20 protein-coding genes are annotated in these 26,825 nt (G+C 70.4%); 15 read left to right on the top strand and 5 right to left on the bottom strand.

The annotated features are described in order from the left end of the window. The first annotated feature begins 64 nt into the window (after nucleotides 1-64). The 4 genes from WME98_RS03955 to WME98_RS03970 all read left to right on the top strand — a co-directional run bounded on the left by WME98_RS03955 (nucleotide 65) and on the right by WME98_RS03970 (nucleotide 4,922). Complete coding sequence (locus WME98_RS03955) at nucleotides 65-634, top strand: hypothetical protein (RefSeq protein WP_437950037.1); 570 nt, start codon at nucleotides 65-67, stop codon at nucleotides 632-634. A gap of 593 nt (nucleotides 635-1,227) precedes the next feature. Further along, nucleotides 1,228-2,862, top strand: a complete 1,635-nt coding sequence (locus WME98_RS03960) for a glycoside hydrolase family 43 protein (protein WP_437950038.1) — start codon at nucleotides 1,228-1,230, stop codon at nucleotides 2,860-2,862. 243 nt (nucleotides 2,863-3,105) lie between these two features. After that, nucleotides 3,106-4,170, top strand: a complete 1,065-nt coding sequence (locus tag WME98_RS03965) for a sensor histidine kinase (protein WP_437950039.1) — start codon at nucleotides 3,106-3,108, stop codon at nucleotides 4,168-4,170. Next, complete coding sequence (locus WME98_RS03970) at nucleotides 4,167-4,922, top strand: LytR/AlgR family response regulator transcription factor (protein WP_437950040.1); 756 nt, start codon at nucleotides 4,167-4,169, stop codon at nucleotides 4,920-4,922. Before WME98_RS03965 ends, WME98_RS03970 begins: the two co-directional genes overlap by 4 nt. A 7-nt stretch (nucleotides 4,923-4,929) precedes the next feature. Here the strand turns inward: WME98_RS03970 and WME98_RS03975 are convergent, their stop codons facing one another. Together WME98_RS03975 and WME98_RS03980 are read right to left on the bottom strand one after the other, a co-directional pair. Beyond that, nucleotides 4,930-6,000, bottom strand: coding sequence for a serine hydrolase domain-containing protein (locus WME98_RS03975; RefSeq protein WP_437950041.1), 1,071 nt, complete (start codon nucleotides 5,998-6,000; stop codon nucleotides 4,930-4,932). 145 nt (nucleotides 6,001-6,145) lie between these two features. Next, the gene (locus tag WME98_RS03980) at nucleotides 6,146-7,102 is read right to left on the bottom strand and encodes a LysR family transcriptional regulator (RefSeq protein ID WP_437950042.1); all 957 of its coding nucleotides are present in this window, start codon (nucleotides 7,100-7,102) and stop codon (nucleotides 6,146-6,148) included. A gap of 156 nt (nucleotides 7,103-7,258) precedes the next feature. Between WME98_RS03980 and WME98_RS03985 the strand changes: the two genes are divergently transcribed. Continuing rightward, the gene (locus WME98_RS03985; protein WP_437950043.1) at nucleotides 7,259-7,951 is read left to right on the top strand and encodes an O-methyltransferase; all 693 of its coding nucleotides are present in this window, start codon (nucleotides 7,259-7,261) and stop codon (nucleotides 7,949-7,951) included. 444 nt (nucleotides 7,952-8,395) lie between these two features. Here the strand turns inward: WME98_RS03985 and WME98_RS03990 are convergent, their stop codons facing one another. After that, nucleotides 8,396-8,602, bottom strand: a complete 207-nt coding sequence (locus WME98_RS03990) for a hypothetical protein (protein WP_437950044.1) — start codon at nucleotides 8,600-8,602, stop codon at nucleotides 8,396-8,398. Between the two features lie 362 nt (nucleotides 8,603-8,964). Between WME98_RS03990 and WME98_RS03995 the strand changes: the two genes are divergently transcribed. The 3 genes from WME98_RS03995 to WME98_RS04005 all read left to right on the top strand — a co-directional run bounded on the left by WME98_RS03995 (nucleotide 8,965) and on the right by WME98_RS04005 (nucleotide 13,490). Further along, entirely contained in the window at nucleotides 8,965-11,670 is a 2,706-nt protein-coding gene (locus tag WME98_RS03995; protein WP_437950045.1) for a cyclic nucleotide-binding domain-containing protein, read from the top strand. 67 nt (nucleotides 11,671-11,737) lie between these two features. Then, nucleotides 11,738-12,394, top strand: coding sequence for a pyridoxamine 5'-phosphate oxidase family protein (locus WME98_RS04000; protein ID WP_437950046.1), 657 nt, complete (start codon nucleotides 11,738-11,740; stop codon nucleotides 12,392-12,394). A 595-nt stretch (nucleotides 12,395-12,989) separates the two neighbouring features. Next, entirely contained in the window at nucleotides 12,990-13,490 is a 501-nt protein-coding gene (locus tag WME98_RS04005; protein ID WP_437313682.1) for a host attachment protein, read from the top strand. Between the two features lie 43 nt (nucleotides 13,491-13,533). On the opposite strand, the gene WME98_RS04010 is transcribed toward WME98_RS04005, so the two are convergent. Both WME98_RS04010 and WME98_RS04015 read right to left on the bottom strand, forming a co-directional pair. Continuing rightward, nucleotides 13,534-15,045: an OmpP1/FadL family transporter gene (locus WME98_RS04010; protein ID WP_437950047.1), complete on the bottom strand. Its 1,512-nt coding sequence runs from the start codon at nucleotides 15,043-15,045 to the stop codon at nucleotides 13,534-13,536. Then, nucleotides 15,042-18,935 (bottom strand): hypothetical protein, encoded by a 3,894-nt coding sequence (locus WME98_RS04015; RefSeq protein WP_437950048.1) that lies wholly within the window; start codon nucleotides 18,933-18,935, stop codon nucleotides 15,042-15,044. The genes WME98_RS04010 and WME98_RS04015 overlap by 4 nt, the downstream gene beginning before the upstream one ends. A gap of 164 nt (nucleotides 18,936-19,099) precedes the next feature. Here WME98_RS04015 and glmU point away from each other — a divergent pair, with 164 nt between their 5' ends. The 7 genes from glmU (at nucleotide 19,100) to WME98_RS04050 (ending at nucleotide 26,660) form a co-directional block, all read left to right on the top strand. Further along, nucleotides 19,100-20,524: a bifunctional UDP-N-acetylglucosamine diphosphorylase/glucosamine-1-phosphate N-acetyltransferase GlmU gene (gene glmU, locus WME98_RS04020; protein ID WP_437950049.1), complete on the top strand. Its 1,425-nt coding sequence runs from the start codon at nucleotides 19,100-19,102 to the stop codon at nucleotides 20,522-20,524. Nucleotides 20,525-20,625: 101 nt separating this feature from the next. Continuing rightward, nucleotides 20,626-23,541: a monovalent cation/H+ antiporter subunit A gene (locus tag WME98_RS04025; protein ID WP_437950050.1), complete on the top strand. Its 2,916-nt coding sequence runs from the start codon at nucleotides 20,626-20,628 to the stop codon at nucleotides 23,539-23,541. After that, nucleotides 23,542-23,886 (top strand): Na+/H+ antiporter subunit C, encoded by a 345-nt coding sequence (locus tag WME98_RS04030; protein ID WP_061628451.1) that lies wholly within the window; start codon nucleotides 23,542-23,544, stop codon nucleotides 23,884-23,886. Next, nucleotides 23,883-25,541, top strand: coding sequence for a monovalent cation/H+ antiporter subunit D (locus tag WME98_RS04035; RefSeq protein WP_437950051.1), 1,659 nt, complete (start codon nucleotides 23,883-23,885; stop codon nucleotides 25,539-25,541). The genes WME98_RS04030 and WME98_RS04035 overlap by 4 nt, the downstream gene beginning before the upstream one ends. Then, on the top strand, nucleotides 25,538-26,035 hold the full coding sequence (locus WME98_RS04040) for a Na+/H+ antiporter subunit E (protein WP_437950052.1): 498 nt from the start codon (nucleotides 25,538-25,540) through the stop codon (nucleotides 26,033-26,035). Before WME98_RS04035 ends, WME98_RS04040 begins: the two co-directional genes overlap by 4 nt. Then, on the top strand, nucleotides 26,032-26,310 hold the full coding sequence (locus WME98_RS04045) for a K+/H+ antiporter subunit F (protein ID WP_061628449.1): 279 nt from the start codon (nucleotides 26,032-26,034) through the stop codon (nucleotides 26,308-26,310). Before WME98_RS04040 ends, WME98_RS04045 begins: the two co-directional genes overlap by 4 nt. Next, nucleotides 26,307-26,660, top strand: coding sequence for a Na+/H+ antiporter subunit G (locus tag WME98_RS04050; protein ID WP_437950053.1), 354 nt, complete (start codon nucleotides 26,307-26,309; stop codon nucleotides 26,658-26,660). Before WME98_RS04045 ends, WME98_RS04050 begins: the two co-directional genes overlap by 4 nt. Nucleotides 26,661-26,825: the final 165 nt, after the last annotated feature.

Here is a 26,825-nt window from a genome sequence, read left to right on the forward strand (position 1 = left end):
GGCCCTCTGCTCGGACGGGCGCTCGGACGGGCGCGCGCAGGCCCGCGTGAGGTAGGATGGCGGCATGAGCACCGGAGCGCCCTTCCTGCGAGCCGCCTTCGTCCGCGTCCCCGGCCAGCGCGATCGCATCTACGTGCATCGCCGCGACGGCACCGAGACCTCCTGGGTGTTTCCGACCTACGGGGACCACCTGCCCCACGACCTCATCCACCTCGTGGTGGAGTCCGCGTTTGGCCTGCGCCACGGCTTCTGGGGTCGGGTCGACGCGGGCATGGATCCGGCGCGCATCAACGCCGAGGCGACCCGCGCCGGCGGGGCTGACAAGTACCGCGGCTTCGGCGAGGACCGCCGGGAGCTGCTCCTCGCCGAGGCGCTCGCCAACGCCGGCTGGTACGACCCCCTCGTGTCGAGCGAGGCGCGGCGCGCCTCCATGCTCGAGGGCGCTGCCGGGGCCGGCATCGCGCCGCCGGTCGCGATCACCGAGGAGCGGGTGGCCTCGACGCACGCCGCGCTCGAGGAGCTCCGCGGCCGGTGGCGCGCGTTCGGCGCGACGCCGAAGGGGACGCTGGAGCTCCGCTTCTTCCCGGACGATCCCGAGCGCGGCTTCGCCGAGCTGCTCGCCGCGCTGCGGTAGGGAATGAAGCCGAGCGCTCGGCGCGCCTCATCGACATCCGGCGTGTCCTGATCCGGTGAAGGGCAAGCGCAACCACCCCACCGCAGCCGCAAACATGTGAGCGCTCACATAAGCGACGTCGCTCCGAATCGGCCGAGGGTGGGGCGAGCTCGTGGCCGGAGCGCGCGCTCGAATCGCCGCGCACGAGAGGCGATCCCAGGGCGCCGGCCGCCTGCGGCGTCGAGCGCCGGCCGTCGCTGCGCAGGTCGGCGTCGAGCGCATCGGGCCGGCGATCCGCGCTCGCCCCCTGGTGGCGGGGCGCTCCGGAGGAGCCCGCCAGCGTTGTCCTCCCCACAGGCTCGAGGATCCGGCTCGGGCCGTTCGATTGGGTTTGACACACGAAATGTGATCGTTCACATTTCGAAGGGGAATACTTGTTCTTTGTCCTGGGTGGGTCGCCCTGCGTGCCTTTGCGCGGGCCATCCGCTCATTTGATGGCGCCTCCGTCGAGTCAGCACCAGGGGTGCGGGGCGCCGGCAATTCCGCTCGCGAGAGGATTCAACGTGCGCCTGAACACAACGTGGAACCGAGCAAGAAGCATTACCCTGTCGGGGATGGCGCTGGCCATCGTCGCCGCGATTCCGTCCCTCGCTCGGGCGGACAACCCGATCGTGCAGACCTTCTACACGGCCGACCCCGCTCCCATGGTGCACGAAGGCAGGTTGTACCTCTACACGTCCCACGACGAGGACGTGACGGTGAAGGACTTCTACACCATGAACGACTGGAGGTTGTACTCCACCGTCGACATGGTCAACTGGACGGACCACGGCTCGCCCGCGGGCTACAAGAGCTTCCGCTGGGGGACCGACAATGCGTGGGCGCCGCAGGGGATCGCCAGGAACGGCAAGTACTATCTGTACGTACCGCTGAACAACAACACCGGCGCGAAGATCGGCGTTGGCGTATCGGACAATGTGGCAGGCCCGTTCATGGACCCGCTGGGAAGGGAGCTGGCCGTGGCGCCCGGAGGCGGCAACATCGACCCGACGGTGTTCGTCGACGACGATGGACAGGCCCACATGTACTGGGGGAATGCCAAGCTCCGGCACGTGAAGCTGAACTCGGACATGATCAGCACCTCGGGAAGCATCACCGAGGTGCCGTTGAACGGCTTCACCGAGGGTCCGTGGTTCTACAAGCGAGGGTCGCTGTACTACCTCGTCTACGCCGCCATCGCCGGGAGCGAGAAGATCAGCTACGCGACCAGCAACAGTCCGACCGGGCCCTGGAACATCCGCGGCGACATCATGGACGCCGGGCGCACCTTCACCAATCACGCCGGCGTCGTCGACTACAAGGGGCACTCGTATTTCTTCTATCACAACAGCGCATTGCCAGGCGGCAGTAACTACAAGCGCTCGGTCTGCGTGGAGGAGTTCACGTACGGCGCCGACGGCAGCATTCCGAAGATCACGATGTCCACGAGCGGGCCGTCCGCCGTCGACACGCTGAATCCGTTCAGTCAAGTCGAGGCCGAGACCATCGCCTTCTCGTCCGGGCTCAAGACCGAGGTGTGCACCGACACCGGCGCCGGCATGAACGTCACGTCCATCAGCAACGGCGACTACATCAAGGTGAAGAACGTCGATTTCCTGGACGGCGTGACCTCCTTCGAGGCTCGGGTATCGTCCTCGGCCGGCAACGCGAAGATCGAGCTCCACCTCGACAGTCAGGACGGCACCCTGCTCGGGACGTGCGACGTCTCGGGCGCGTCGTCCTGGACCACCAAGACCTGTGCGGTCAGCGGGGGCAGCGGGAAACACGACTTGTTCCTGAAGTTCGTCGGCGGCAACGGCGACCTCTTCAAGTTCAACTGGTGGCGGTTTACCGGACCCACGATGCCGGGTGACGGGGGTGACGGAGGCGGCGGAGGCGGTGCCGGCGGCAGCGGCGGCGCCGGGGGCGCGATGTCGGGCAGCGGCGGCTCGGCCACCGGAGGCACCGGCGGAGCGACCGGCACCGCTGGCTCGGGCAGCGGCGGCAGCGCCGATCCCTCCGGTGGGCCTGGCAGCGGTGGCAACGACAGCACGCAAGCTGCCAGTGGCTCGGGTGGGAACGACGCGGCCGGCGACGATTCAAGCGGCTCGTGCGCTTGCCGGACGGGCGCGGGCACTCGGAACGGCGGGCTCGCCGCCGCTCTCTCGCTGGTCGCTTCTGCGCTCGTTCTCCGGCGTCGGCGCCGGTAGGCGCTCGCGATCCGGTCGCGGATCACCGCGAACGGCCGGACGCGCCGCGCTCGCGGCGTTGCTGGCGCGTGACGCACGGCGGCGACGAACGTGGGAGCGCCGGTGAGCGCCGTTCAGGGCGCCTGACAGGACACGCGGGGGCACGGCGCCTCTCCTTCGCCGATCGTCGCGCGCGGCGATGACGTTGCGGACGCCACGTTCCCGTGATGTCGTTTCCCACGAACCCATGGCCCAGCCCGGACCATGCTAGCCCAGACGGGTGGCGCCGCGGCGGCGGCGCACGAGCCCTCCAGCCACGGGAAGGCCCACCTCGGCAAGGCCGTGCTGATCACGACAGCCGTGCTCTGGCTGCTCGACTGGGTCAGCACCAGCAGGCTCGACGCCCGGGAGGCGCTGGGGATCGCGGCGTGGGTGTCGGCGGTCCTCGGCGCGCTCACGGCGGTGGCGCACAGGCTCGACACGCAGCGCACGCCGGTCTGGCGGCAACTGCTGACCCTCGCGCTCACGGCCGGGATCGCCAGCTCGCTGATCCACCTCGCCGCCCTCCTGCTCGTCATGGCGCTCCCCGGCTCCTTCGCCGAAGGCCCGCGGCAGACGTTCGGGGCCACCGCCGTCGTCGGCTTCTTCGACGGTGACGCGCTGTTCGGCTTCTGGGCCCTGCTCGTCGAGCTGCCGCGCCGGATCGGCGCCGAGCGAAGGCTGGAGCAGGAGCGACACGCGCTCCGCCAGGAGGCCGAGCTCGCGCGCATCCGCGCCGCGCTCGAGCCCCATTTCGTGCTGAACACCCTCAACACGATCGCAGGCCTCGTGACCGAAGAGCCGCGCGAAGCCCGCGACCTCATCGCGACGCTCGGCGACCTGCTGCGAGACGCCATGCAGGAGTCGCGACGGCACCATCACACGGTGCGCGAGGAGGTGAGCTGGCTCCGGGGCTTCGCTCGGATCCTGGAGTCTCGGCACGTCGGGCGGCTCGCGTTCGAGTGGGACGTGGACCGGTCGGCGGAGGACTGCGTCCTTCCGGCATTGCTGCTGCAGCCGCTGCTGGAGAACGCGGTTCATCACGGCGCGCTCCGTCGGCCGGGCCGCGGCCGTGTCGCCCTGCGGATCGCCGACGACGCGGACCGCTTGCGCTGCACCGTCGAGGATGACGGGCCCGGCTTCGACCCGGGCGCCGCCCGGCCCGGGGGCCGGGGTCTGGACCTGGTGCGGCGCCGCATGGCCCTCGAGTCCGCCCACGCATCGCTGCGGGTCGACGCGAAGCCAGGCCGGACACGCGTCGAGATCGTGTTGCCAAGGAGGAGCGCATGAAGCCCCTGTCCGCCCTGATCATCGAAGACGAATGGCCGGCGCGCAACTTCCTGGTAGAGCTGCTGCGCGACACTGGAAGCTTCGGGGACATCGCGGCGGTGACGAGCGTCGAGGATGCCCGAGAGGTGCTCGAGCGCCCTGAGCTCGGCATCGAGGTCGCGTTCGTCGATGTCCGCCTCGTCGATCGGCCCGGGGATCGCTCGGGGCTCGACTTCGCCCGGTCGCTCGCCGGCCTGGCGAGCCCCCCGGCGGTGGTGCTCGCCACCGCCTCGGCGCAGTATGCGCTCGACGGGTTCGAGCTGGGCGTCGTCGACTATCTCCTGAAGCCCTTCGCGCTCGATCGCGTCACGACGTGCGCGGCACGGCTGCTCGAGCGGCGCCGGCCGCCGACCCATGGCGCCGCGCGGCGGCGCCTGGTCGCCCGGAAGAGCAACAGCCTCGTCTTCCTGGACCTCGATGGCATGTTTGCATTTCAGACCGAGGATCGCCTCACCTACGTCCACCACGTCGATGGTGTATTCTCGATGGACCTCTCCCTCAACGCGCTCGGGGCCGCCCTCGGCAGCCGCGTTTTGCGCGTGCACCGCAACTGGCTCATCGCCCCCGCGCACGTGCAGGGGCTGAGCCGGCTCGCGGGAGAGCTGTTCGTCGAGGTCGGCCCCACGCTCCGCGTCCCCGTGTCGCGCGATCGGGCGCGGGAGGTCCGGCAGCAGTTGCTGGAGAACACCGTGGGCATCCGTCAACCAGGCTGAGCTCGTCCTATTTCGCCGAGAGAACGAATTTGGCCAGCTCGCCCCCGAGCTGCTCGATATCGAACGCGTCGGACGCGTTCGTCCCGAGGATCACGCGGGTGTTCGCCTCCGGGCAGTCCGCCGCGTACCCCCCGAAGCCGAAGTCGCTGCCCCCGGCGTAGCCGTACACCGTCTTGCCCTCGAAGCTCGCGCCCGAGAGGTACAGCGTCCGGTAGGCGTCGAGCGCGGCCGGGGCCAGCACGTCCCCGCCCCAGACGGCGACCAGCCAGCGCTCCAGATCGGAGACCGTCGTGACCAGCCCGCCGTTGCCGACCAGCGACCACGTGTACGGCCACGCGGCCGGGTCGTTACTCCCGAACGTCGATTCGCCGTACCCGATGGCGGTGTCGACCCGCTCCCACACCGGGTCGCCGAAGAAGCCGCTGTGTTGCATCCCGGCCGGCGTCAGGAGCTCGTCGCGCACGTAGTCGGTGAACCCTCGCCCCGAGACGGTCTCGACGATGTCGGCCAGCAACGTGTAGCCCGAGTTCGAGTACTCGACCTCGCTCCCCGGCTCGAACCGCAGCTCCTGCGCGAAGATCCGCCGGCGGGCTTCGAGGCGCGCCATGGGCTCGAAGTCTCCCTCGGTGTCGTGGTACTCGTCGAACCCGGCGCTGTGCTGGACGACTTGCAGGACGGTGATCTCGGCCTTGTCGGCGGGCACGTCGTCGAAGAGGGTAGCGAGCGAGTCGGTCACCCTGAGCTTGCCCTCGCCTTCGAGCTTGAAGATGGCCGCCGCCGTGAGGTCCTTCATGACGGAGCCGAAATCGTACGCGGTGTCGGTGACGTTGGGCACGCCGTCGTCTCGGTCCGCGAGGCCGTAGCCGCGCGCCAGCACCGTGCCCCCGTCCACCGTGACCAGCGCCGATCCGGAGAACCCGGCCATCGCCGCGGCGTCGAGGCGGCGCTCCAGCTCGCCGCGGAGGTCGTCAGGCGCGTCCGGCGTACCGGAGCTCGATCCGCATGCGGGGTTGAGGGCAGCCAGCGCGGTGAGGGCGACGACCCTCGGCAGAGGATCTCGTCGTGTACGGGATGTCATAGGGCAGCCACGTTGCCAGACGACGTGGCGGGATCGAGCGACGGATGACCAGGCAGGGGTTTTGCCCGACGAGGGGCGGGTTCTCCGGTACGAGGCGCGGGGCGGTGCCGGCGGAGCGCGCCCTTGCTGGCGCCGCTCACCGCACCTACCCGCGTCGCGGTCGCCGCTGGCGCTCGCGCTCATGTCTTCGCAGCCCCGTCTCCCGATCGCGAGGAGCGACGCCGAGCTCGCGCACCAGGTCAATGAGCGGCTTTAGCAGGAGAGACGGCGCGTCGGGTCGCCACATCGCGATGTTGAGCATCTCCAGACCGAGATCGCTGACCGGCCTCCAGATCGCGGTGCCGACCGCGAGGAAACGAGCCGCGGGCTCCGCGCCGAAGGTCAATCCGAAGCCGCTCGCCACGAGCGTCAACAGGGCTTCTCCGTCGAGGATCTCCGAAGCCACGTTCAGGGTCACGCCGCGCGCGCGGACGGCGGCGATGATGTCGTCGTACAGACGAGGGTTGCTCTTCCGCGGATCCATGAGCACGGGCTCGGTCGCCAGGTCCTTGACGTTGATCGTGGATGCGGTCGCCAGCGGGTGCTGCTTCGGCACGACGATCCCCAGGCGATGCCGGGCGAGCACGACGCTCTCGAGCGAGGAGTCATCAGGGACGTAGTTCCCATAGCCGAGCGAGATCTGCCCCGCGCCCAGGGCGTCCCACTGCTGGGCGCTGCTCATGGGCACGAGCTCCACGTTGACTCGAGGCGCCAGCTCCCGAAACCGCGAGAGGATCGTCGACAGCGGGCCTATATACGCAGAGCCGCTCTCGAACCCGATCGTGACGGTTCCGATCTGGCCTTCGGCCGTCTCCCTCACCTCTTTGGCCGCAGCGTCCACGTCGGAGAGGATCGTCTTCGCTCTGTCCAGGAGCAGCCGCCCGGCGGTCGTGAGCTTCACGCCGCGCCCCGATGGCTCGAAGAGCTCCGCGCCGATCTCCTCTTCGAGCTGCTGCATCTGACGGCTCAACGGCGACTGTGATACGCGCAGCTTCTCTGCCGCGCGCCTGAAGCTCTCCTCCTCGGCGATGGCGATGAAGTAGCGCAGGTGGCGGAGTTCCATCGGCTTGCTCCTCGATCCCGGGGCTGGCCGCAGCCCTTCATCGATGCTCCATAGGTCTCAAACCGAGCCCAATATTGTCCTGGACGACTCGGTTGTCAAACGGTACCAACCTCACATGGTCATGGTCGTTCATTCAGAAAGAAAGGGAACGCAGACATGAATTCAATCAGCAACGGCCAGGTCGCAGAGGTCCTCGAGCGTCTTCATCAGGAAGCGGAGGCGGCCGACGCGCCGCTGGCCGCCAGCGCCCAGAGCGAGGCGGCCACCCGAGAAGAGATGATCACCCAGGTCCTCGAGGACGAAGCCAGCGATCTGAAAGGCACGTATGACGGGTTCGCGGAGAATTTCCTCAATGTCTCCCCGGAGTTCGGACGTTTCCTCTACATGTGCGCCCGCGCGTGCAAGGCCAAGCGCATCGTGGAGTTCGGCTCCTCGATGGGGGTCTCCACGATCTATCTGGCTGCCGCGCTCCGCGATATGGGCGGCGGCCGCTTGATCGGGACCGACCTCGTGCCCAGCAAGGTCGAGCGGGCGCGGGCGAACGTCGCCGCCGCCGGGCTGTCCGAGTTCGTCGAGCTCCGGGCCGGCGACGCTCGGGAGACCCTCAAGTCTGGCATCGCCGGCGATGTCGACCTGGTGTTGCTCGACGGCGCCTTCACCCTTTATCTCGACGTCCTCAAGCTGCTCGAGCCGCACCTGAAGCCTGGCGCGATCATCATCGGCGAGAACGCGTTCGAGCAGGCCTCGGGCTATATCGACTACGTGCGCGACCCGCGGAACGGCTATCTCTCCCAGTCGCTCCCGTTCGAGGCGGGGCGCGGCAACGAGCTCACGATCAAGACGAGCTGAGCCCCCTGGCCCGAGGCACGCCGAGCCCGGCAGGAACGCCGCACGCCCGCCCTCGAACGGCAGCGGCCGCGCTCTCCGCCCACCCCGGAGGCCCACCGCGAGCTGGTGGCGCGCTTCGCCTACAGCGTGGGCTCGGGCGATCTGCGCGGGCTGGTCGACCTGCTCGCGGAGGACGTCGCGCTCGACGCCGACGGCGGCGGGCGGTTTCCCGGCGCCGTGCTGGCGCCGTTGCGCGGCCGCGAGGCGGTGGCGCGCTTCGTCGCCTCGACTCCGCGGCTTCCGGCCGGCCCTTTGACGGGGCGAACGGCGACGTCAACGGCGAGCCGGCGCTCCTCCTGCGCGGCGGCGCGGACGCCGCGATCCGCGTCGTCATCACGCTCGAGATCGACGGCGGCGTGGTGCGCGCCATCCGGGCGATGGCCAATCCCGACAAGCTGCGGTGGCTCAACGCCAGGCGCGATCGGTGATCGGGGAGATCGGTTTCGATCGGCCTGGCTGCGCGCCCATCGATAGCTCGACGAACGTCCGGCCGAAGATCGTTCCACGGAGCGGCCGGCGGGCACTGCCATCGAGGCATATGCCGCTCTCTTCCTGCGTGGTGGCACTTGATTTTTCTAGGCGGATCGGTGGATCGTACTTCTTGTACGCCACGTCAACTGTCGGTCTTGGGCGGAAATTTCCTGACAGGTCGGAGTCACCTTGTGCGGGCGAACCTCTCACGGTCGCGCACCTCGAAGCTCTCGGCTGCATCCAGTTCGCCGTCTCCGCTCTCATGACCTCAGCACACTCCATCCCCAGGGGGAAGACTCATGTCGTCCGTGTCCGACCGTTCGTTCGTCTCGTTCTCTCCCCGTAGCGCCGTCCCCAGCAACTCCCCCCTTTGGCAGCGCGCCCGCAGGGGCGAGCCGCTGCGGCGAGACGCGGCCCCGCTTCCGTCGCCCATGGAAGAAGGCGTTTCGATCCTTTCCACGCTCCATGAGGCGCCGCCCCGCACCAGTCACAGTCGCGCGCTCGTGCGCAGCAGCCCGCTGCCGCCGGAGGTGCGCGCGATGCTCGAGTCGCGGGCGTTCGGTCGCCCCTTCGATGCCGTGCCCATGGACCTCGACGCGATCGGCGACCGGCTGCCCGCGCTCGCATGCCCGTCCGGCGACGTGGCGTTCCTCGCCTGCGACGACACTTTGGAGGAGCTGAGCTTCTCGGTCGACGGATTGCTCCGCCACCGCAAGCGCCTCGTCTCGGCCTCGGTCGATCCGGGCATTCCCCGCAAGCGCGTGCTCATCCTGGGCGCAGGGCCTGCGGGCCTCATGGCGGCGATTCAGCTTCGGCTCCGGGACCACGAGGTCGTCGTCTGCGAGCAGCGCGAGGTGTATGGCCGGAACCGCCTGATCGGCGTGTACAAGGAGGTCGCGCACCTCATGGCTTCGCTCGGAATGCCCGAGCGCATGACCTACGACTTCTCCGAGTACCGCGGCAAGCGCGGGATCAAGCTTGCCGACATCCAGACCTTCCTGCACGGCGTCGCGCTCAAGCTCGGCGTCGTCATTTACATGGGCGCGGTCGCGCGGCGAATCAGCGCGGCGGTGGTGCGGTCGGGCGAGATCGAGCTGCACTGCGCGGACACGCTCAGCGCGGCCGATACCGCGGTCGGCATGATGCGCTGGCAGCACGACACGATCGCGCGCGTGCGCTCCGGCGTGATGATCCGCTTCGAGTCGATCGTCGAGGCGACCGGCGGGCGCTCGGGCCTGCGGGAGGCGCTCGTGGGGCAGGACAACGTGGTGCGGATTCGCACGCTCGGCCGCGCGGCGGTGGCGCAGGACCCGACGCTCGACTCGTTCTTCGCCGACCCCGAGGACCACACCGCCGAATATGTCGAATCCAATTACGGCTGCCCGCCGGGAATGCGCGAGGCCTTCGCGGCGGCGATCCTTTCGGACGGCCGCGATCAGATTCCCGATTCGCTCCCGTGCTTCGTATCGAACATCGACGCGTCGATCTTCACGCGGCCGATGCAGCGCGCGGACGATTCGCCCGTCCTCGCCTGGCGCGTGGGCGACCGCGAGCTCGCCATTCCGCACGACTGGCTCGTGGTGGAGTGCCGCCTCCCGGACCAGTCCATCACGCGCTACCACATCGAGGGGCCGCTGCCACAGACCTTCGAGTTCGGCGGCAAGCGCCTCGCCACGCGCGACGTGCTCGCGAAGCTGAGCCCCGTGAGCTTGCTGCTGAAGATCCTGTACGCCATGGGCGTGCCGTTCGACGCCGTGGATCGCCGCCGGCTCGTGGACTTCTACCACGAGGAGAGCTCCAGCCGCGATGCGACCGACATCGTCGCGACGTGGGTCGGCGGTTTCCAGAGCCTGCGCCTGGGCGGCGAAAAGCCCGTCTGGTGCGGGACCGTTCCGGGCAACGACGCCATCGAATACGCCATCATCGGTGAGGCGCTGCAGAACGCCTGGTATCGCTTCGGCGTCGGCGTGGACGATGCGTTCGCCGGAGCGACGCTGCTCGCGCAGGGCATGGACCTCGCGGGCGAGGCGCGGCTCTCCAGGGCGCGGCGCTTCGAGCACGTCATGATCGCGAGGAGCGTGCATATCCTTTATCATCTCTTCGCGGTCACGCGGAATACCGAGCAGGGCGTGGTGGGCGCGGTGCTCACCGAGTACTACATGGGCGAGCAGCACGGCGAGGACGTCGCGGATGCGCGGCTGCGCGACGTATCCTCGCAGGGCGCCGAGATGCTCGCCGCCGCCTGTGACGTGTGGACCGACGATCCGGGCTCGCTCGTGGATGCCGCGCTCGACCACCTGCGCGATGGCTGCTGCCGGCGCGTGATGTCGCTCCTCGGCGCGTTCTCGTATCCCGCGGAGGTCCTGGATCGCGCGAGCCTGCCGATGAAGGTGGGCGACCCGCGATGGCGCTCGCATGCGCTCGACACCCTCGCGCCGGCGCTCTCCTCCGAGCACAACGAGCTCGTCGCTCAGCTCTTTACCTCACCCGAGGTCCTGCTGCGCGGCCGGACGCTCTCCGAGCGCCCGCGCGCCGAGCGCCTGGTGGAGCTCGCGATGGGCCGCTACGCGTGGGTGAGCCCGTGGCTTCGCGCCTGCGCGTTGCGCGCGCTCGACCCGGAGTCTGGCGCGGCGCGGGGAGCGATCGAGCGGGCCGTGAACGATCCCGACCCGCTGGTCGCAGAGACGGCGGCCGCGCGGCTGGGCGCCCCGTCGAAGACGGCCGGTTACACGACCATCGACAAGGTCATGGTGCTGCATCAGGCGAGCCTGTTCCGCGCGATTCCCCACCAGGTGCTCGCAGGCGTGGCGGCGCTCCTCACCGAGCGGGAGGTCGAGCCCGGCGAGCGCGTCGTGGAGAAGGGCGAGCTCGGCGACTGCCTTTACGTCGTCGCGTCGGGGCGCGTGCGCGTGCACGACGGCGACCGCACCTTCCAGCAGCTCGGCACGCACCAGGTATTCGGCGAGCTCTCGCTCCTCGACGCGAGCCCGCGCGCCGCGAGCGTGACCGCCGTCGAGAGGACGCGCCTCTTCCGGCTGGAACAGGGCGACTTCTATGCGCTGCTCAGCGAACGTCCGGACATGACGCGGGCGATCAACCGGGCGCTCTGCGCGATGGTGCGCGCGGCGAACGCCGCCGCGAGCGGCGCCGGCTCAGACCGCGATCATGCGCGCGCCGACGCGCGGCGTGTCGCCGTGGAGCTCGAATGAGACGGGGCGCAAGATCGCGCGTGTATCTTCGTATCGGGACGAAGAACGAAACAGAGAGGAGAGAACGATGAGCCGATTCTACGGTGAGCAGCATCGCGCCTTGCAGGAGCGATTCAACACCAGCAAGCTGGCGGACCGCGTCGAACAGCTCGTGGTCCAGCCCGAGGTCACGGACGACAACAAGGCCTTCATCGAAGCGCGGGACATGTTCTTCCTGTCGACGATCGATCACCAAGGCCGGCCCACCGTTTCGTACAAAGGGGGGGCCCCCGGGTTCGTGAAGGTGATCGATCCCAAGACCGTCGTGTTCCCCAGCTACGACGGCAACGGCATGTTCTTCTCGATGGGCAATATCGCGGGCAACGCGCAGATCGGGATGTTGTTCATCGACTTCGAGAACCCGCTGCGCCTGCGTCTTCAGGGGGCGGCGTCGGTGCACACGGACGATCCGCTGCTCGCGGAGTACAAGGAAGCCGATCTCATCGTACGGGTCACGGTGTCGGACGTATGGATCAACTGCCCGCGTTATGTTCACCGGTACACCAAGGTGGCCCCGTCTCGGTACGTGCCGAAGGACGCGTGTGAGACCCCGCTCGCCGAGTGGAAGCGCATCGATCTGATGCAAGACGTCCTGCCGCCCAAAGACCACGGACGGCCCGAACAATCAGGGGGTGTCATCACGATGGGAGAATGGATGGAGAAGGTCAAGGTAGGCGAAGGTTAGGGCGGGTAGCGGGTCCATACGACGGCGACTACGACGCCCGGGCGCCCGGGCGCCCGGTCACCGGGCGCCCGGTCTACCCCGTGCTCGCCCCCCGTGTGCTGGCACCAGACCGAGCAGCCCCGCCGGAGATTGCTGGCGCGCGGAGCTGCGGCGGCGGCGGCGGAGCGGACGCCGGGGTGCGGAGCGGGGCGGAGGTCCCAGGAAACAAGGCTGAGGCCGCCGGCGCGAGGCCACCGCGAAGCTGCCGAAGCCCGGCCCCCCGGCAGGACATCGGGCGGACAGAGCTTCTCGGCGCGGCGGCCGGCGCGCAGCGTGAGGGCGAGCACCTCTGTCGCGCGACAACCCGAGCCACCCGCCGCGGCCTCGGCTAGTACACCGAAGGCCGTATTTCTCACTCAACAACTTCCTGAGCCGCTCTCGCCCTCTCCCGTTCTCCTCGAATTCACGCACATCAAAGTGGATGAGCCCGCTCGATCCCGCGCCCTCGCGTGCAATCCGGTCGAATCTCGTCGGTTTGGGCTCTCTGGCCGCTTGCGATGGAGGGGGTCGGTCTTTAACGTAACCCAAGGGAAGCGTTGATTCCCTGTGGAGGCTTATGGCAAGCAAGGCAGCACGGAAGACGTGGATCCTGGTCTCCGACGCAAGCCGTGCCCAGCTCTATCGTGAAGAGCCTGCGGGCAAGGGCTTTACCCTGCTCGAGTCCTACAGTCACGACGAGAGCCGGGCGCGCGTGCGGGATCTGATGGCCGACGCGCACGGGCGGAAGCCGAACGGCACCCCGGGCGGGAACGGCAACATCAGCGGCGGCGGGGGCGGCACGTACCTCGGCCGGCCCGGCGCGGCGCCCGATACCGATCCCAAGGAGGTCGAGAAGCAGAAGTTCGCCCAGGAGCTCGCGGAGGTGCTGGAGAAGGGTCTCAACGAGCACGCCTACGACTCGCTGGTGCTCATCGCGCCGCCGCACTTCCTCGGCCTGCTCCGCGGCACGGTGAGCAAGCAGGTCAGCAACCGCATCGAGACGAGCGTGGACAAGGACCTGAGCTGGCTGGACGAGCCCCGGCTCACGGAGCGCCTGCGCGAGCTGCGGGCCGTCTAGCGACGCTCGTCCCCCGGCGGCGCGGCGCGGCCGTCACGGCACGTCAGCGCGGCGCCTTCGGCTCGCTCGTCGTCTGCGCCTTCGGCTCGCCCGCCGCGTCCTCGAACGTGTACGCCACCCCGAGCCCGACCACGTTCGCGCGCACGCTGTACGCGCCGCCGTTGATCATGTTCGGGTTCTCCGGCGGATTCCCCTGCACCGGGCTCATCTGCGGGAGCCGCGCCTCCCTCGGATCGACCCGCACGTCCGCGGCGAACGCGTGCGCGTAGGTCGCGTCGAGGCGCCATCGACCGAGGTGTACGCCCAAGCCGAGCGCCGTCGTCAGCTTCGGCGCGTCGATCGTGAGGACCGACACGTACTCGGGCGGGACGGCGCTCTGCTCGAGGCTCACGCCGGCGCGCAGCGCCCACCGCTTGCCGGCGGCCTCGAACGCGTACTCGCCCCCGAGCCTCGCCGAGAACGACGCCTCGAACCGCCGCGGGAGCGTGACCGGAGGCACGCGGAACTCCTCGGGAAAGCCGGCGACGTTCCGGAGCACCACCCCGTCGGGCTCGACCACGACCTCGTCGTGCATGCCCCACCCCTCGACGCCGAGCCCGAGCTCCACGCGCAGGTCCTCCACGGGCCGCGCCTCGACGCCGGCGCGGAGGATCCAGGGCAGATCGAACGAGACGTCGGCGTCCTCGCCCTCCTGGACGGCGCGCTCGAAGACGGGCGCCGCGGGGAGCCGCGCCCGGAAGGTGGCGGGCGCGCGCACCCAGGCGGGCAGCTGGAAGGCCAGGCCGATGCGCCACGCCGGGGTCGGGATGAAGAGCGCCCCGAGCTGGCCCGTCGGCGCCACGATCGGGGCGACCGCGAGCTCGGACTCGATGTCCCACTCCGGATCCTCGGGCGCACAGAACATCCGCTCCGGGACGCACCCGGAGACGATCACGCGGCTGTTGAACGTGCCGACCACCGCGCCGATCCCTGCGCCGAGGCGCCACCTGGGCGACGGCGCGTACGCCGCGCCGACCCCGACGAACGCGAGCGCCGAGCCCTCGAGGGTGAGCAGCGCATACCGCTGCGGCGCCGGCGCGCCCTTCACCTGCTCCGGGTAGCTGGAGAGGGCCGCGTACGGCGTCCACACGCCGCCCCAGACCACCCACCGCGGATCGACCCGGAACGACGCGCCGAGCGTGGGGATCGGCAGCACCGGCGCGCTGCCGGTGACGGGCTCCATCGTCTGCACGAAGCTCGCGGCCGTCGGCTCGCCGGTGTTCGGGTCGACCTGCCGCACGATCGCCTGGCGCGTGTGCTCGCTGCGCCACTCGAAGAGCCCGGCGTCGACCAGGATCTGCGTGCCGGCCTCGAAGACGCCCGCGGGGTTGTAGGCGATCGCCCCGAGGTCGTCGCCGCCGGCGATGTATGCCCCGCCGCGCGACAGCGGGCGGACGCCGCGATCGGTGAAGTACAGCCCGGCCGCGCCCGCGTCGCCCGGGAGCAGCGCGAGCGCCCCGGCGGCGGACGCCGCGGCGAGCGCGGCGCGGAGCGCGGTGTCGTGCGCGCGGCTCACTCGACGGGCCGCTTCCGGAGGATGGCGTAGATCTGCTCGAGCCCGCGGGTCTCGTCGGTGAGGAAGTCCCGGAGCGAGACAAGGACCTGCCGGTAGTCCTCCGCCGCCAGGGGCTCGCCGCTCGCCGCCTCCACGCGGTGCACGTCCGCGAACGCGTCGACGAACACCTCGAGCGGCGCGCGGCCGTCGTCCTTCATCGGCGTCACGAGCCCGGGGAGGACGTGATCCATCGCGTGGTACCGGTCGTACCGGTCGTCGTTGAGCGCCTTGAGCGCCGCGAGCCCCGCGTCGGCCGCGCCCGGGCCGCCGCGGTCGCCCTCCGGGGTCAGCGCGGTCGACGCGGCCTTCAGGACCGGGATCAGGGTGTCCTCGTCGCCGAGCAGCTGCAGGACGTCGGCCAGCGCCGGCAGCAGCGCGCGGAGCGGGGCGTCGTCGGCGCCGGCGTCGAGCAGGTAGGTGAGGAACCGCTCGAGCTCCCGCCGCGCCGGCTCGTGGGCGCGGATCGCCTCCGACACGTCGACCGCCGCGGCGAACAGCGGGTGGCTCACGAGGTCGCTCACCTTCGCGCCGAGCTCCTCCTGGGCCCAGGCGCACCGCCCGGTCCTCTCGCGATCGGGGCAGCGCGCGTTCAGCTGCTCGCGGAGGACGCGCAGGGCGACGGCGCCCATCCTCGGGAGCGCGCGGTTCTTGAACCGGGTCTCCGGCCCCGACCCCTCGACCGCGAGGAGCGCGTCGACGAGCTCGCTCGTGGCCCGCTCCCACTGGCCCTTCCGCGCCGCGGCGTCGGGCGCGGCGCTCTCCGCGAAGCGCGCGTCGATGCCGTTCAGCGCGTCCGCGAGCAGGGTGAACCCGGTGAGCTGGTCCTGGGTCCGACCGTCGGCCCACGTCGCCTGCTTCTTTCCGTGGCGATCGACCATCCCCACGTTGCCCGCGTAGCGGGTGCTGAAGAAGATCCGCGCGAGCTTCTCGATCGCCTGCGCCTTCGTCCAGGTCTGCCGCGGCTCGGCCGCGGCCCCGGGGCCGCGCTGCACCGTCACCGGGGCCGATCGGTCGGCCAGCGTCCGGGCGAACGCCACCGACGACGCCAGGACGTCCTCGGCCTGGAGCGCGTCGGCCATGAGCGGCTCGTACGTGTTGGCCCCCGCCTCCGAGCAGTACGCCGTGTTGGTCGCCGGCGAGCCGGCCTTGATGCACTCCGGCCCGTGCTCCTTGCCCGGCCAGTGCCGGTACGCCGTGCTGAAGAGATCGATCAAGATCGCCTCCCCGGTGGTGTCCGGGGCGACCTCGGCGAACGCCGCCACGATCGGGCTCAGGTACGCGCCGAGCCCGAGCCGCTCGATGAGGAAGGTCGTCCCCGGGTGGCGGATCCGGATCAGGTTCTCCGGGGAGCTGCACTCGTTCACGCCCAGCTCGTTCTTCGGGCAGTGGATCGTGCCGGCCGGCTCGAGCGTCCCCGAGATGAAATCGTTCGTCGTCTCGTTGGTCAGCTCGCGCAGCGGGTCGAGATCGACGAGGTTCGGGAACTCGTCCGAGTCGGCCCCGAAGTAGATGAGCCGGCTCAGCGCGGCCGGCGTGGGGTGGCTCGTCAACCCGTCGATGCCGCTGGAGAACTCGAGCACCGAATCCGGAACGAGGGCCGAGAGGACCGAGGGCTTGATCTTGAGCTCCGCCTTCTTGGGATGCCCCTCGGGCAGGAGGGAGTCGAGGTAGAAGGCCGCCAGGTCGTCGATCTGGAACAGCTCGCACGGCGCATCGCACCCGGGGCACGACACCGAGACGCCGAACACGCTCAGCTCCGTGTCCCGCTTGTTGCACTGCCTCACCCCGGCGGTGTCGTGCATCAGGTGCATCAGCCGCTCCATGGCCGAGCGGTTGTCGCCGATCTTCGGCTTCGTCGGGTCCACCGGCGTCTTCGGATCGGACGTCGATGGCGCCCCGACCGAGAGGTTGATCGCCGGACCGTTCAGGTCCTCCGGGTCGTACGCATACTGATCGCGGTACCTGAGCATCGCCGCGATCGCGTCGCCCGCGTGCTTCGCCCTGCCGTGCGGGGCGAGGAGCGCGTCGCTCGCGAGCGCCTCGACGAGGCGCGGCACGAGCCCCGGCTGCTCGACGGCCCGGTCGAGCACCGCCGCCACCTCGTCCCAGAGCGGCGCCTCGCCGTCGAGCTGCGCCGCCGGCTCCTTGCCCTCGGCGGCCAGCCGGTCGTGCTCCCGGGCGAGATCGCGGATGCGCAGCGCCGCGCCCATCATGCGGGCGAGCTCCGCCTCGTGGTTCTCGAGCAGATCGATCAGCGTGAGGAGGAGGACGTCCGAGTCCTTGTCGGCGAGCACCTGGCCGACCGCGTGCGCGAGGTCGGCGAGCGGCGAGTCCTCGCCGCGGAAGCGGCGGTACGACAGGCGGCCGTCGCGCTCCTCGCACGTCGGGTCCGGCGGCAAGACCGTGTCGGTCCGGAAGTCGTAGCAGGCCTCCTCGCGGTCGCCGAAGAGCAGGATCGAGCCGGCGAGGGCGTACATGAGCCCTTCGTGCTCGGTCTTCCACGGCTCGGGGTCGTCCTTGCGCGCGTACCGGGTCCCGTCGACGAGCGGCACGATCGCGCGCAGCGCCGCGCCGAGGAGCGTCCTCGAAGCATCGACGTAGGCGTAGAGCTCCGGCGAGAGGCGCCCGAAGTCGTCCCGCGGCGGCGGGGTGACGCCGGGGATGGCGAACGGCGGGTCGATCGCGAGCGGCTCGCCGCGCTCGTCGACGAACCTGCCGGAGGCGTCGACGTCGGCGAGCCCGTCCCCGTCGGCGTCGGCGAACGGCGCGGGGACCCCGCCGCCCTGCGGGAGGACCCACCCGCGCCGGTCGCGGCGGGCGACGAAGCTCGACGGCGGCGACGCGAACGCGTCGTCCTCGGCGAGCAGCGCCGCCTGCGCGAGCTCCAAGAGCGTGCGCGGGCGGTTCGGCTGGGCGGTGGGCGCGTCGACCGAGAGCGGCGCCCGCTCCTCCGGCGAGAGCGCGGCCAGCTCGCGCTTGCCGGCCGCGAAGAGCGCCTGGAGCGCGGGCGCCCCCGGGCCGCCGGGGCCGATCGCGTCGAGCGCCGCCACGGTCATCGGGCGCAGGCCCGGGTACGCGAGCGCCGCGCGCGCCGCGCCGAGCCCCGCGTCCGCCGAGCGATACCCCGTTCGCCCCCAGATCCCGGAGAGGGCGCAGGCGACCGCGCCCCCCTCCCCCACCCCCTCCCCTTCCCGGTCGCAGTCGATCGGCGCCCGCTCTCGCCGCGCCTTCTCCTCCCCCTCGACCCGGGCCGCGCTCTCCTCGCTGCCGTGGATGAGCGCGTCGAGGAGCCGCCCCATCCCCTGCGTCGACGCCGGCAGGACCGCCCTCGCCTCCGGGCTCGGATCGAACGGGTTCGCCTCGTAGAGCGGGGCGATCGTCTGCGACAGGCTCAGGAAGGCGTCGCGCAGCCGGATCTTGCCGCCCCCCTCGCCGGCCGCGACGTTGGCGATCTCGACGTCCGGGACCGCGGCGTTGACGGCGCGCACGAGGTCCTTGCGCCACCGGGCCATGGCCTCGACCTTGGCCACGCCGAGCCTGCGCGCCCGCTCCGCCCGCTCGCCGGAGACGGGCGGCAGCAGCAAGATGTCGACCTCGTCCAGGTAAACGCCCGCGTCGTCGTAGTGGCAGACGCGCTGGTACGACGCGCCCGTGTGGTCCTCGTAGAGGCTCGACGCCCCCACGCGGTCGCAGAGCACGCCGAAGACGTCGTCGCCCAGCGTCGCCTTCGGGGGCGCCCTCCGCGCCGTGTCGAGCGGCTCGTGACAGGAGACGGCGACCGCGCCGGACGCGGCGAGCGCAGCCAGCCGAAGCACACCAGCGGCCGAGGAACGCAGCGTACGCGTGCGCATGAGGAAACCTCCCCGAGACGGCGCCAGGGTAGACGATTCCGCCGGAGCCGCGTAGCGCTTCCCGCCCGCGCGGGTGAGGGCGATGAGGACATAGTGCGCGTTTTCCAGGCTCGCCGTGCGCGATGGGGACGGCGGCGGGGCGGAGGGTGATAGGCTCCGGGGCGATGGCGACCGCCCAACCCACCCCGCTCACCGCTGTCGTTCTCGCTGCCGGACAAGGGACTCGGATGAAGAGCGCCCGACCGAAGGTGCTCCACGAGCTCTGCGGCCGGCCGATGATCCACTACGTCGTCGACGCGGCCCTCGCCGCGGGCGCCTCGGACGTCGTGGTCGTCGTCGGCCACGGCCGCGACGAGGTCTCCGCCTACCTGGACAGGGCGTTCGGCGCCCAGGGAAAGAACGTCCGCACCGCGCTCCAGCCCCAGCAGCGCGGCACCGGCGACGCGGTCCGCTGCGCCATGCCGCACCTCCAGGCGACCGCCGAGGCGGTGCTGATCCTGTGCGGCGACACGCCGCTGCTCGATCCGGAGCAGCTCGCGCAGCTCCGCGGGGCGCTCGACGGCGCGGGCGACGCGCCGATGGCGATGCTCACCGCGCAGGTCGCCGATCCGACGGGCTACGGCCGGATCCTGCGCGACGGCGCGGGGCGCGTGATCGGCATCCGCGAGCATAAGGACGCGAGCCCCGAGGAGCGCGCGATCACCGAGGTCAACCCCGGCGTGTACCTCGCCCGCGGCGCCTTCCTCGAGCGCGCGCTCGCCGGGCTGACGACCGACAACGCGCAGGGCGAGCTCTACCTGACCGACATCGTCGCGCAGGCGGCGAAGGCCGGCGGCGCCGCGGTGGTCGTGGCGCGGGACGCCGGCTCGCTCGTGGGCATCAACGATCGCGCGCAGCTCGCCGCCGCCGAGGAGGTGCTCTACGGCCGCATCGCCGACCGGCTGCGCCGGAGCGGCGTCACGATCCGGACGAGCGCCCGCGTCGACGCCGGCGTGGTCGTCGAGCCGGACGCGGTGATCGAGCACGCGGCGGTGCTGCGAGGCCAGACGCGGATCGGCGCGGGCGCGCGCGTCGACGTGGGCTCGGTGCTCACGGACGTGGTCGTCGAGGCGGGCGCCTCGGTGAAGCCGTACACCGTCGCGTCGCAGTCGTCGATCGGCGCCGGCGCGCAGATCGGGCCGTTCTCGCACCTCCGCCCGGACAGCCAGATCGAGGCCGACGCGCACATCGGCAACTTCGTCGAGACCAAGAAGACGGTGGTCCGCAAGGGCGCGAAGGCGAACCACCTCGCCTACCTCGGCGACGGCGACATCGGCGAGGGCGCCAACGTCGGCGCCGGGACGATCTTCTGCAACTACGACGGCTTCCGGAAGCACCGGACCGAGATCGGCCCCGGCGCGTTCATCGGCAGCGACTCGCAGATCGTCGCGCCGGTGAAGATCGGCGCGGGCGCCTACGTGGCGACGGGCACCACCGTGACCCGCGACGTGCCGGCGGACGCGCTGGCGATCGGCCGGGTGAAGCAGGAGAACAAGGAGGGCTACGCCGGCAAGCTGAAGGCGCGGCTGAAGGACGCGGCGAAGAAGTAGCCGGCGCGGCCTCCGGCCCCGGGCCGACGAGGTCGCACCGCAGCTTGAGAACCGCGGGATATGGCTGAAACCGGCTGGGTCAGCCAGTACACTCGCGCGCCATGCCCGCGGTCGCCCTGCTCCTCTTGCCATTTCTTGGAAGCGTGCTCACCGCGATCCTGCCGACGCGGGCGCGGTCCGAGCTCGCGGCTTGCGCAGGGCTCGTGTCGGCCGGCGCGGCGGCCTGGGTCATCAGCCTGTTCCCGCGGGTGCGTGACGGGGGCGTGATCCGCGAGACGATCTCGTGGGTACCTTCGCTCGGCCTCGATCTGGTCCTTCGGATCGACGGGTTCGCGTGGATGTTCGCCGTGCTCATCACCGTCATCGGCGCCCTCGTCTGCCTGTACGCGCGCTACTACATGTCCCCCGAGGATCCGGTGGCGCGCCTATACGCGCTCTTCCTCGCGTTCATGGGCGCGATGCTGGGCGTCGTGGTCTCGGGCAACCTCGTTCAGCTCGTGGTCTTCTGGGAGCTCACGAGCCTCGTTTCGTTCCTGCTCATCGGCTACTGGCATCACCGGGTGGACGCGCAGCGGGGCGCGCGCATGGCGCTCACCGTGACCGGCGCGGGCGGGCTCGCGCTCCTCGGAGGCGTGATCATCCTCGGCCACATCGTCGGCAGCTACGAGCTCGATGTGGCCCTCGCCTCGGGCGACCGCGTGCGCGCACACCCGCTCTACCCAGCCGCGCTCGTCCTCATCTTGCTGGGTGCGCTCACCAAGAGCGCTCAATTCCCGTTTCACTTCTGGCTGCCGCGGGCGATGGCCGCGCCCACGCCGGTGTCCGCCTACCTGCACTCGGCGACCATGGTGAAGGCGGGCGTATTCCTGCTCGCGCGGCTCTGGCCGGTGCTATCGGGGACCGAGCTGTGGTTCTGGATCGTCAGCGGCGCGGGCATGACGACGCTCCTGCTCGGCGCGTACATCGCAATGTTCCAGAACGATCTGAAGCGCGTGCTCGCCTACTCGACCGTCAGCCACCTCGGCCTCATCACGCTCCTCTTCGGGCTCAACAGCTCGCTCGCCGCCGTCGCCGGGGTGTTTCACATCATGAACCACGCGACGTTCAAGGCCTCGCTGTTCATGGCCGCGGGCGTCGTCGACCACGAGACCGGGACGCGCGATATCCGTCGCTTGAACGGCCTGATCCGTTCCATGCCTCGCACCGGCGCGCTGGCGCTGGTGGCGAGCGCCGCGATGGCCGGCGTGCCGCTGCTCAACGGCTTCCTGTCGAAGGAGATGTTCTTCGCCGAGACGATGTTCTTGTCCGCGCACCCCTCGGTGGAGGTGGGGCTCCCAGCGCTGGCGACGCTCGCGGCGATCTTCGCGGTCGTGTACTCGCTGCGCTTCGGCTACGACATCTTCTTCGGCCCGCCGTCGACCGATCTCCCTCGGCAGCCGGAGGAAGCCCCGCGGTGGATGCGGACGCCGATCGAGCTCCTGGTGCTCAGCTGCCTCATCGTCGGCGTCGCGCCGACGATCTCCATCGGGCCATCGCTCGCGACGGCGGCCCGCCCCGTGGTCGGTGGGACGCTCCCCGACTACAGCCTCGCCATCTGGCACGGCTTCAACCCGCCTTTCGTCATGAGCCTCGTCGCCATCTCAGGCGGCGTCGTCGGGTACCTCTGGTTGCGCAAGCATCAGGAGCAGGGGCGACTCCAGGACACGCCTTTCGTCGGACGGCTCAACGGGAGGCGGCTGTTCGAGAGCGCGCTGTTCGGGCTCACGCGCCTCTCGCGGAGGGCGCTTCGGCTCGTCGGGACTCGACGACTCCAGACGCAGATGTTCGCGATCGTCGCGGTCGCGCTCCTCCTCGCGCTCCTCGCGGCGCACGGCGTCCCGCTCGAGTGGGGCGACCGGGACAGGCTGCCCGCGTCGCCTGCGTTCGTGCTCTTGTGGGTCATCGGGGCGGTCTGCGCGGTCGGCGCTGCCGTGATGGCGAAGTTCCACAGGCTGATCGCGATCACGTTGATGGGCGGCGCGGGCCTCGTCACCTGCCTGACGTTCATGTGGTTCTCGGCGCCCGACCTCGCCCTCACGCAGATCGTCGTGGAGGTCATCACCACCATCCTGTTTCTGCTCGGGCTGCGCTGGTTGCCGATGCGCATCGAAGGGATCTCCCGTCCGGTCACGGCCCGCGACAGGGTGCGGCGCGCGCGCGATCTGCTGCTCGCGATCGGCGCCGGCAGCGGCCTCGCCGCGCTCTCCTATGCCATGCTGACCCGGCCGGCGCCGCACAGCATCTCGCCGTTCTTCCTCAGCCGCGCGCTGCCGGAAGGAGGGGGCGCCAACGTCGTCAACGTCATGCTCGTCGACTTTCGCGCCTTCGACACGCTCGGCGAGATCACGGTGCTCGGCGCGGTCGCGCTCACGGTCTACGCCCTCCTGCGCCGCTTTCGACCGCCCCCGGAGAGCATCGAGCAGCCCGAGCAACAGAGAGCCTTGCCGGCCGACGTCGTCACCGACCTCGTGAAGCCGCGCACGGCCGAGGACGCCGCGCGCGGATACATGATGGTGCCGGCGGTCATCGCGCGCCTGCTCCTGCCGGTCTCCGTCCTCGTCGCGGCGCACTTCCTCCTTCGTGGGCACAACGAGCCAGGCGGCGGCTTCGTGGCCGGGCTCGTCATCGCGATCGCGATGCTCATGCAGTACATGGTCTCGGGGGCGCTCTGGCTGGAGGCGCGCGCGCGCCTCCGTCCGGTGCGCTGGATCGCCGTGGGACTGCTGCTCGGGGCGGCCACGGGCCTCGGCGCGCTCGCCGTCGGCTATCCCTTTCTCACGACGCACACCGCGCATGTCAGGCTGCCGCTGATCGGCGAAGCACACCTGCCGAGCGCCACCTTCTTCGACCTCGGCGTGTTCGCGGTCGTCGTGGGAGCGACGCTCCTCACCCTCACGGCGCTCGCTCACCAGTCGCTACGTGCGCACCGGCGACCAGCCCAGAGCCCGGCGTCGTCGACGAGCGAGGGCGCGAGCTAGATGGAGGCCCTGCTCGCGCTCGTCATCGGTGTGCTCGGCGGGTCCGGGATCTGGCTCGTGCTGCGCCCGCGGACCTTCCAGGTGATCATGGGGCTCACGCTGCTCTCTTACGCGGTGAACCTCTTCATCTTCAGCATGGGGAGCATCTTCATCGACAAGCCGCCGCTCGCGCGGCCCGGCGTGCCTGCCGATCTTCAGCACTACACGGATCCGATGCCGCAGTCCCTCGTGCTCACGGCCATCGTGATCGGCTTCGCGACCACGGCGCTCTTCCTCGTCGTGCTCCTCGCTTCGCGCGGCTTCAGCGGCACCGATCACGTGGACGGGACGAGGGAGGAGCCATGACCGAGCGCTTCCCGCACATGATCGTCGCGCCCGTCGTGCTGCCGCTGATGACGGCGGCCCTGTTGCTTCTGCTCGGTGCGAAGCGCAAGCGCGCCAAGTCGATCGTCAACATCGGCGCGGCCTTGGCGGGCCTCCTCATGGCGCTGGAGATCATGCGCGGCGCCGACGCTGGCGGTTCGTCCGGCGCCGTCGGTGTGTATCTCATGTCGAACTGGGAGGCGCCTTTCGGGATCGTGCTCGTCGCGGACCGGCTCTCTGCGCTCATGCTGGTGCTGGTCGGCGTGGTGAGCCTCTGCGCTGCCCTGTACGCGGAGGCCGCGTGGGGTCGCGCGGGCGCGTACTTCCATGCGCTCTTCCAGATTCAATTGATGGGGCTCAACGGCGCCTTTCTCACGGGAGACCTCTTCAACCTCTTCGTGTTCTTCGAGGTGATGCTCGCGGCGTCGTATGGCCTGCACCTCCATGGATCCGGGTGGCCGCGGGTGCGCTCGGGGCTCCACTACATCGCGGTGAACCTGCTCGCGTCGTCGCTCTTCCTCGTCGGCCTCGCGGTGCTCTACGGCGTCATGGGCACGCTCTCCATGGCCGACATCGCCGAGAAGCTCGCGCTCGTCCCGGCGCGCGATCGCGGGCTCTTGCACGCAGGCGCGGCGGTCCTCGCCGTGGCGTTCCTCATCAAGGCGGCGATCTGGCCCCTCAACGCCTGGCTGGTGCCGGCCTACTCGGCCACGAGCGCGCCTGTCGCGGCGCTCTTCGCGCTGATGACGAAGGTGGGCATCTACGCGCTCGTTCGCTTGTGGACGCTGCTCTTCTCCGCGGGCGCTTCAGCGCAGTTCGGGGGGACAGTCCTGCTCTACGCGGGGCTCGCGACCATCGCCTTCGGCGCGATCGGCCTCATGGCCTCCATGTCCCTCGGGCGCATCGCGGGCTTCTCGGTGATCGTGTCGTCGGGGACGCTCCTCGCGTCGCTCGGGACGGGGACGCCCGCGGTGACGTCGGCGGCGCTGTTCTACATGCTGAGCGCCACGTTGGCGGTGAGCGCTCTCTTCCTCCTCGTCGAGCTGGTGGAGCGCATCGGCTCCGATGGACAGCGGCGGGTGCCGGACCTCGACGTGGAGCCAGGCGAGGACACCAACCTCGATGACGAGGAGGCGCCGCTCGTCGCCCGAGCGTTTCCGGTATCCATCGCGTTGCTCGGCCTGGCGTTCATGGTCTGCGCGCTGCTCGTCGCAGGGCTGCCGCCGCTCTCGGGCTTCGTCGCGAAGGCCTCGTTGCTGACCGCCCTCCTGTCGCCCCGAGGGGGCGGCCACGCGAGCGCCAGCGCCCCCGTCCCGCCCGCCGCGTGGCTCCTCTTCGGGCTGCTGCTCCTCTCGGGGCTCGCGGCCACCATCTCCCTCGCGAGGGCGGGCATTCGACACTTCTGGTCGTCGGGCGGGCGGCTCCCGCCCAGCTTGAAGGTCGTCGAGGCAGCCTCCGTCCTCGGCCTCGTCCTCTCTTGCATCTTGCTCACGCTGTGCGCTGAGCCGGTCATGCGCACCACGAGCGCGACAGCCGCGGGGCTGCACTCGCCGAAGGCGTACATCGAGGCCGTCTTGTCGATGAGGCCTCGACCGGGCCCGACGCGCTCCGCGATCGAAGAGGAGGGGGCACCATGACCTTCATCGAGAAGCCCGTGTTCGCGCCGCTCTTGTCCGCCGCTCTGTTCGCGTTGTGGCTGGCGCTCGCGCGCTCGACGAGCGTGGGCCAGGTCGTCCTGGGGCTAGGGCTCGCGCTGGCGGTGCCGCTCCTCACCTCGGCCCTGCGGCTGACGAACGTCCGGGTGCGGCGACCGCTGGTCGTCGCGCGCTTCATCCTGAGGGTCGGCTACGACGTTTTGCTCTCGAACCTCCAAGTCGCCTGTGGCGTGGTCGCGTGGCGATGGCGGCGACCCCAGTCGAAGTTCGTGATCGTGCCCCTCGATCTGCGTGACCCCCTCGGGCTGGCCGCGTTATCCATGGTGACGACCGTGGTTCCGGGCACCGTGTGGTCGGAGCTCGCGCTCGACCGCAGCGCGCTCTTGCTGCACGTGTGGAATGTCGGTGATGAAGGCGCCTTCGTCGCCCATTTCAAGGCTCGCTACGAGGAGCCTCTCAGGGAGATCTTCGAATGAGCGCACTTCTGTCTGGCGCGATTGCCTTCGCGCTCGGCTGCTACGCCGTCGCGTCGGTCCTGGTGGTCGTCAGGTTGATCCGCGGGCCGCGGGCGCAGGACCGCGTGTTCGCGCTCGATTTGCTCTACTTCCACGCGATGCTGGTCATGCTGGTGCTGGGTATTCGTCACCGGAGCGACACGTACTTCGAAGCCGCGCTGTTGATCGCGCTCTTCAGCTTCGTGAGCTCATCCGCGATGGCGAAGTTCATCCTGCGCGGGGAGGTGATCGAATGAACCAGCTCCCCCTCTGGGTCGAGGCGGCGGTCGCTGCGTTGCTCGTGCTGAGCGGCCTGTTCGTGGTCATCTCCGCGTTCGGGTTCCTGCGCCTGCCAGACTTCTTCCTGCGCATGCACCCCCCTGCGCTCGCGTACACCTTCGGCAGCTGGTGCGTGACGCTGGCGAGCATCCTCTACTTCTCGATGATCGAGTCCCGGCCCGTCCTGCACCCGTGGCTCATCATCATCATGCTCTCCATCACGGTCCCTGTGACCACGCTGCTCCTGGCGCGCGTGGCGCTGTTCCGCCGCCGCGCTGCGGGAGCAGCCGACACTCCGCCTCCGCTCACCCTGCGCCGCGACTCCTGAGGGCGGCTCGAGGCTGGAAGACGGCGGTGCGCAGGCGACGATGGGCAAGGTCCGCGATCGGAGGCGGCGAGGCCTGGCGCTGGCGGGCTGCGCGCCCGGCACGCAGGAGCGCAGCCTCGCCGGCGGGGGCTCAGCGCAGGTCGCGACGCATCGCGCCCACCCCCG

This window comes from Sorangium sp. So ce296, assembly GCF_051529605.1.
In the GTDB taxonomy this organism is placed as follows: domain Bacteria; phylum Myxococcota_A; class Polyangia; order Polyangiales; family Polyangiaceae; genus Sorangium; species Sorangium cellulosum_D.

Bases quoted from the DNA above. Each gene is read 5' to 3' on its own strand.
- WME98_RS03955 (WP_437950037.1), top strand. From the start codon at position 65: ATGAGCACCGGAGCGCCCTTCCTGCGAGCCGCCTTCGTCCGCGTCCCC.
- WME98_RS03960 (WP_437950038.1), top strand. From the start codon at position 1,228: ATGGCGCTGGCCATCGTCGCCGCGATTCCGTCCCTCGCTCGGGCGGAC.
- WME98_RS03965 (WP_437950039.1), top strand. From the start codon at position 3,106: ATGCTAGCCCAGACGGGTGGCGCCGCGGCGGCGGCGCACGAGCCCTCC.
- WME98_RS03970 (WP_437950040.1), top strand. From the start codon at position 4,167: ATGAAGCCCCTGTCCGCCCTGATCATCGAAGACGAATGGCCGGCGCGC.
- WME98_RS03975 (WP_437950041.1), bottom strand. From the start codon at position 6,000: ATGACATCCCGTACACGACGAGATCCTCTGCCGAGGGTCGTCGCCCTC.
- WME98_RS03980 (WP_437950042.1), bottom strand. From the start codon at position 7,102: ATGGAACTCCGCCACCTGCGCTACTTCATCGCCATCGCCGAGGAGGAG.
- WME98_RS03985 (WP_437950043.1), top strand. From the start codon at position 7,259: ATGAATTCAATCAGCAACGGCCAGGTCGCAGAGGTCCTCGAGCGTCTT.
- WME98_RS04000 (WP_437950046.1), top strand. From the start codon at position 11,738: ATGAGCCGATTCTACGGTGAGCAGCATCGCGCCTTGCAGGAGCGATTC.
- WME98_RS04005 (WP_437313682.1), top strand. From the start codon at position 12,990: ATGGCAAGCAAGGCAGCACGGAAGACGTGGATCCTGGTCTCCGACGCA.
- WME98_RS04015 (WP_437950048.1), bottom strand. From the start codon at position 18,935: ATGCGCACGCGTACGCTGCGTTCCTCGGCCGCTGGTGTGCTTCGGCTG.
- glmU (WP_437950049.1), top strand. From the start codon at position 19,100: ATGGCGACCGCCCAACCCACCCCGCTCACCGCTGTCGTTCTCGCTGCC.
- WME98_RS04025 (WP_437950050.1), top strand. From the start codon at position 20,626: ATGCCCGCGGTCGCCCTGCTCCTCTTGCCATTTCTTGGAAGCGTGCTC.
- WME98_RS04030 (WP_061628451.1), top strand. From the start codon at position 23,542: ATGGAGGCCCTGCTCGCGCTCGTCATCGGTGTGCTCGGCGGGTCCGGG.
- WME98_RS04035 (WP_437950051.1), top strand. From the start codon at position 23,883: ATGACCGAGCGCTTCCCGCACATGATCGTCGCGCCCGTCGTGCTGCCG.
- WME98_RS04040 (WP_437950052.1), top strand. From the start codon at position 25,538: ATGACCTTCATCGAGAAGCCCGTGTTCGCGCCGCTCTTGTCCGCCGCT.
- WME98_RS04045 (WP_061628449.1), top strand. From the start codon at position 26,032: ATGAGCGCACTTCTGTCTGGCGCGATTGCCTTCGCGCTCGGCTGCTAC.
- WME98_RS04050 (WP_437950053.1), top strand. From the start codon at position 26,307: ATGAACCAGCTCCCCCTCTGGGTCGAGGCGGCGGTCGCTGCGTTGCTC.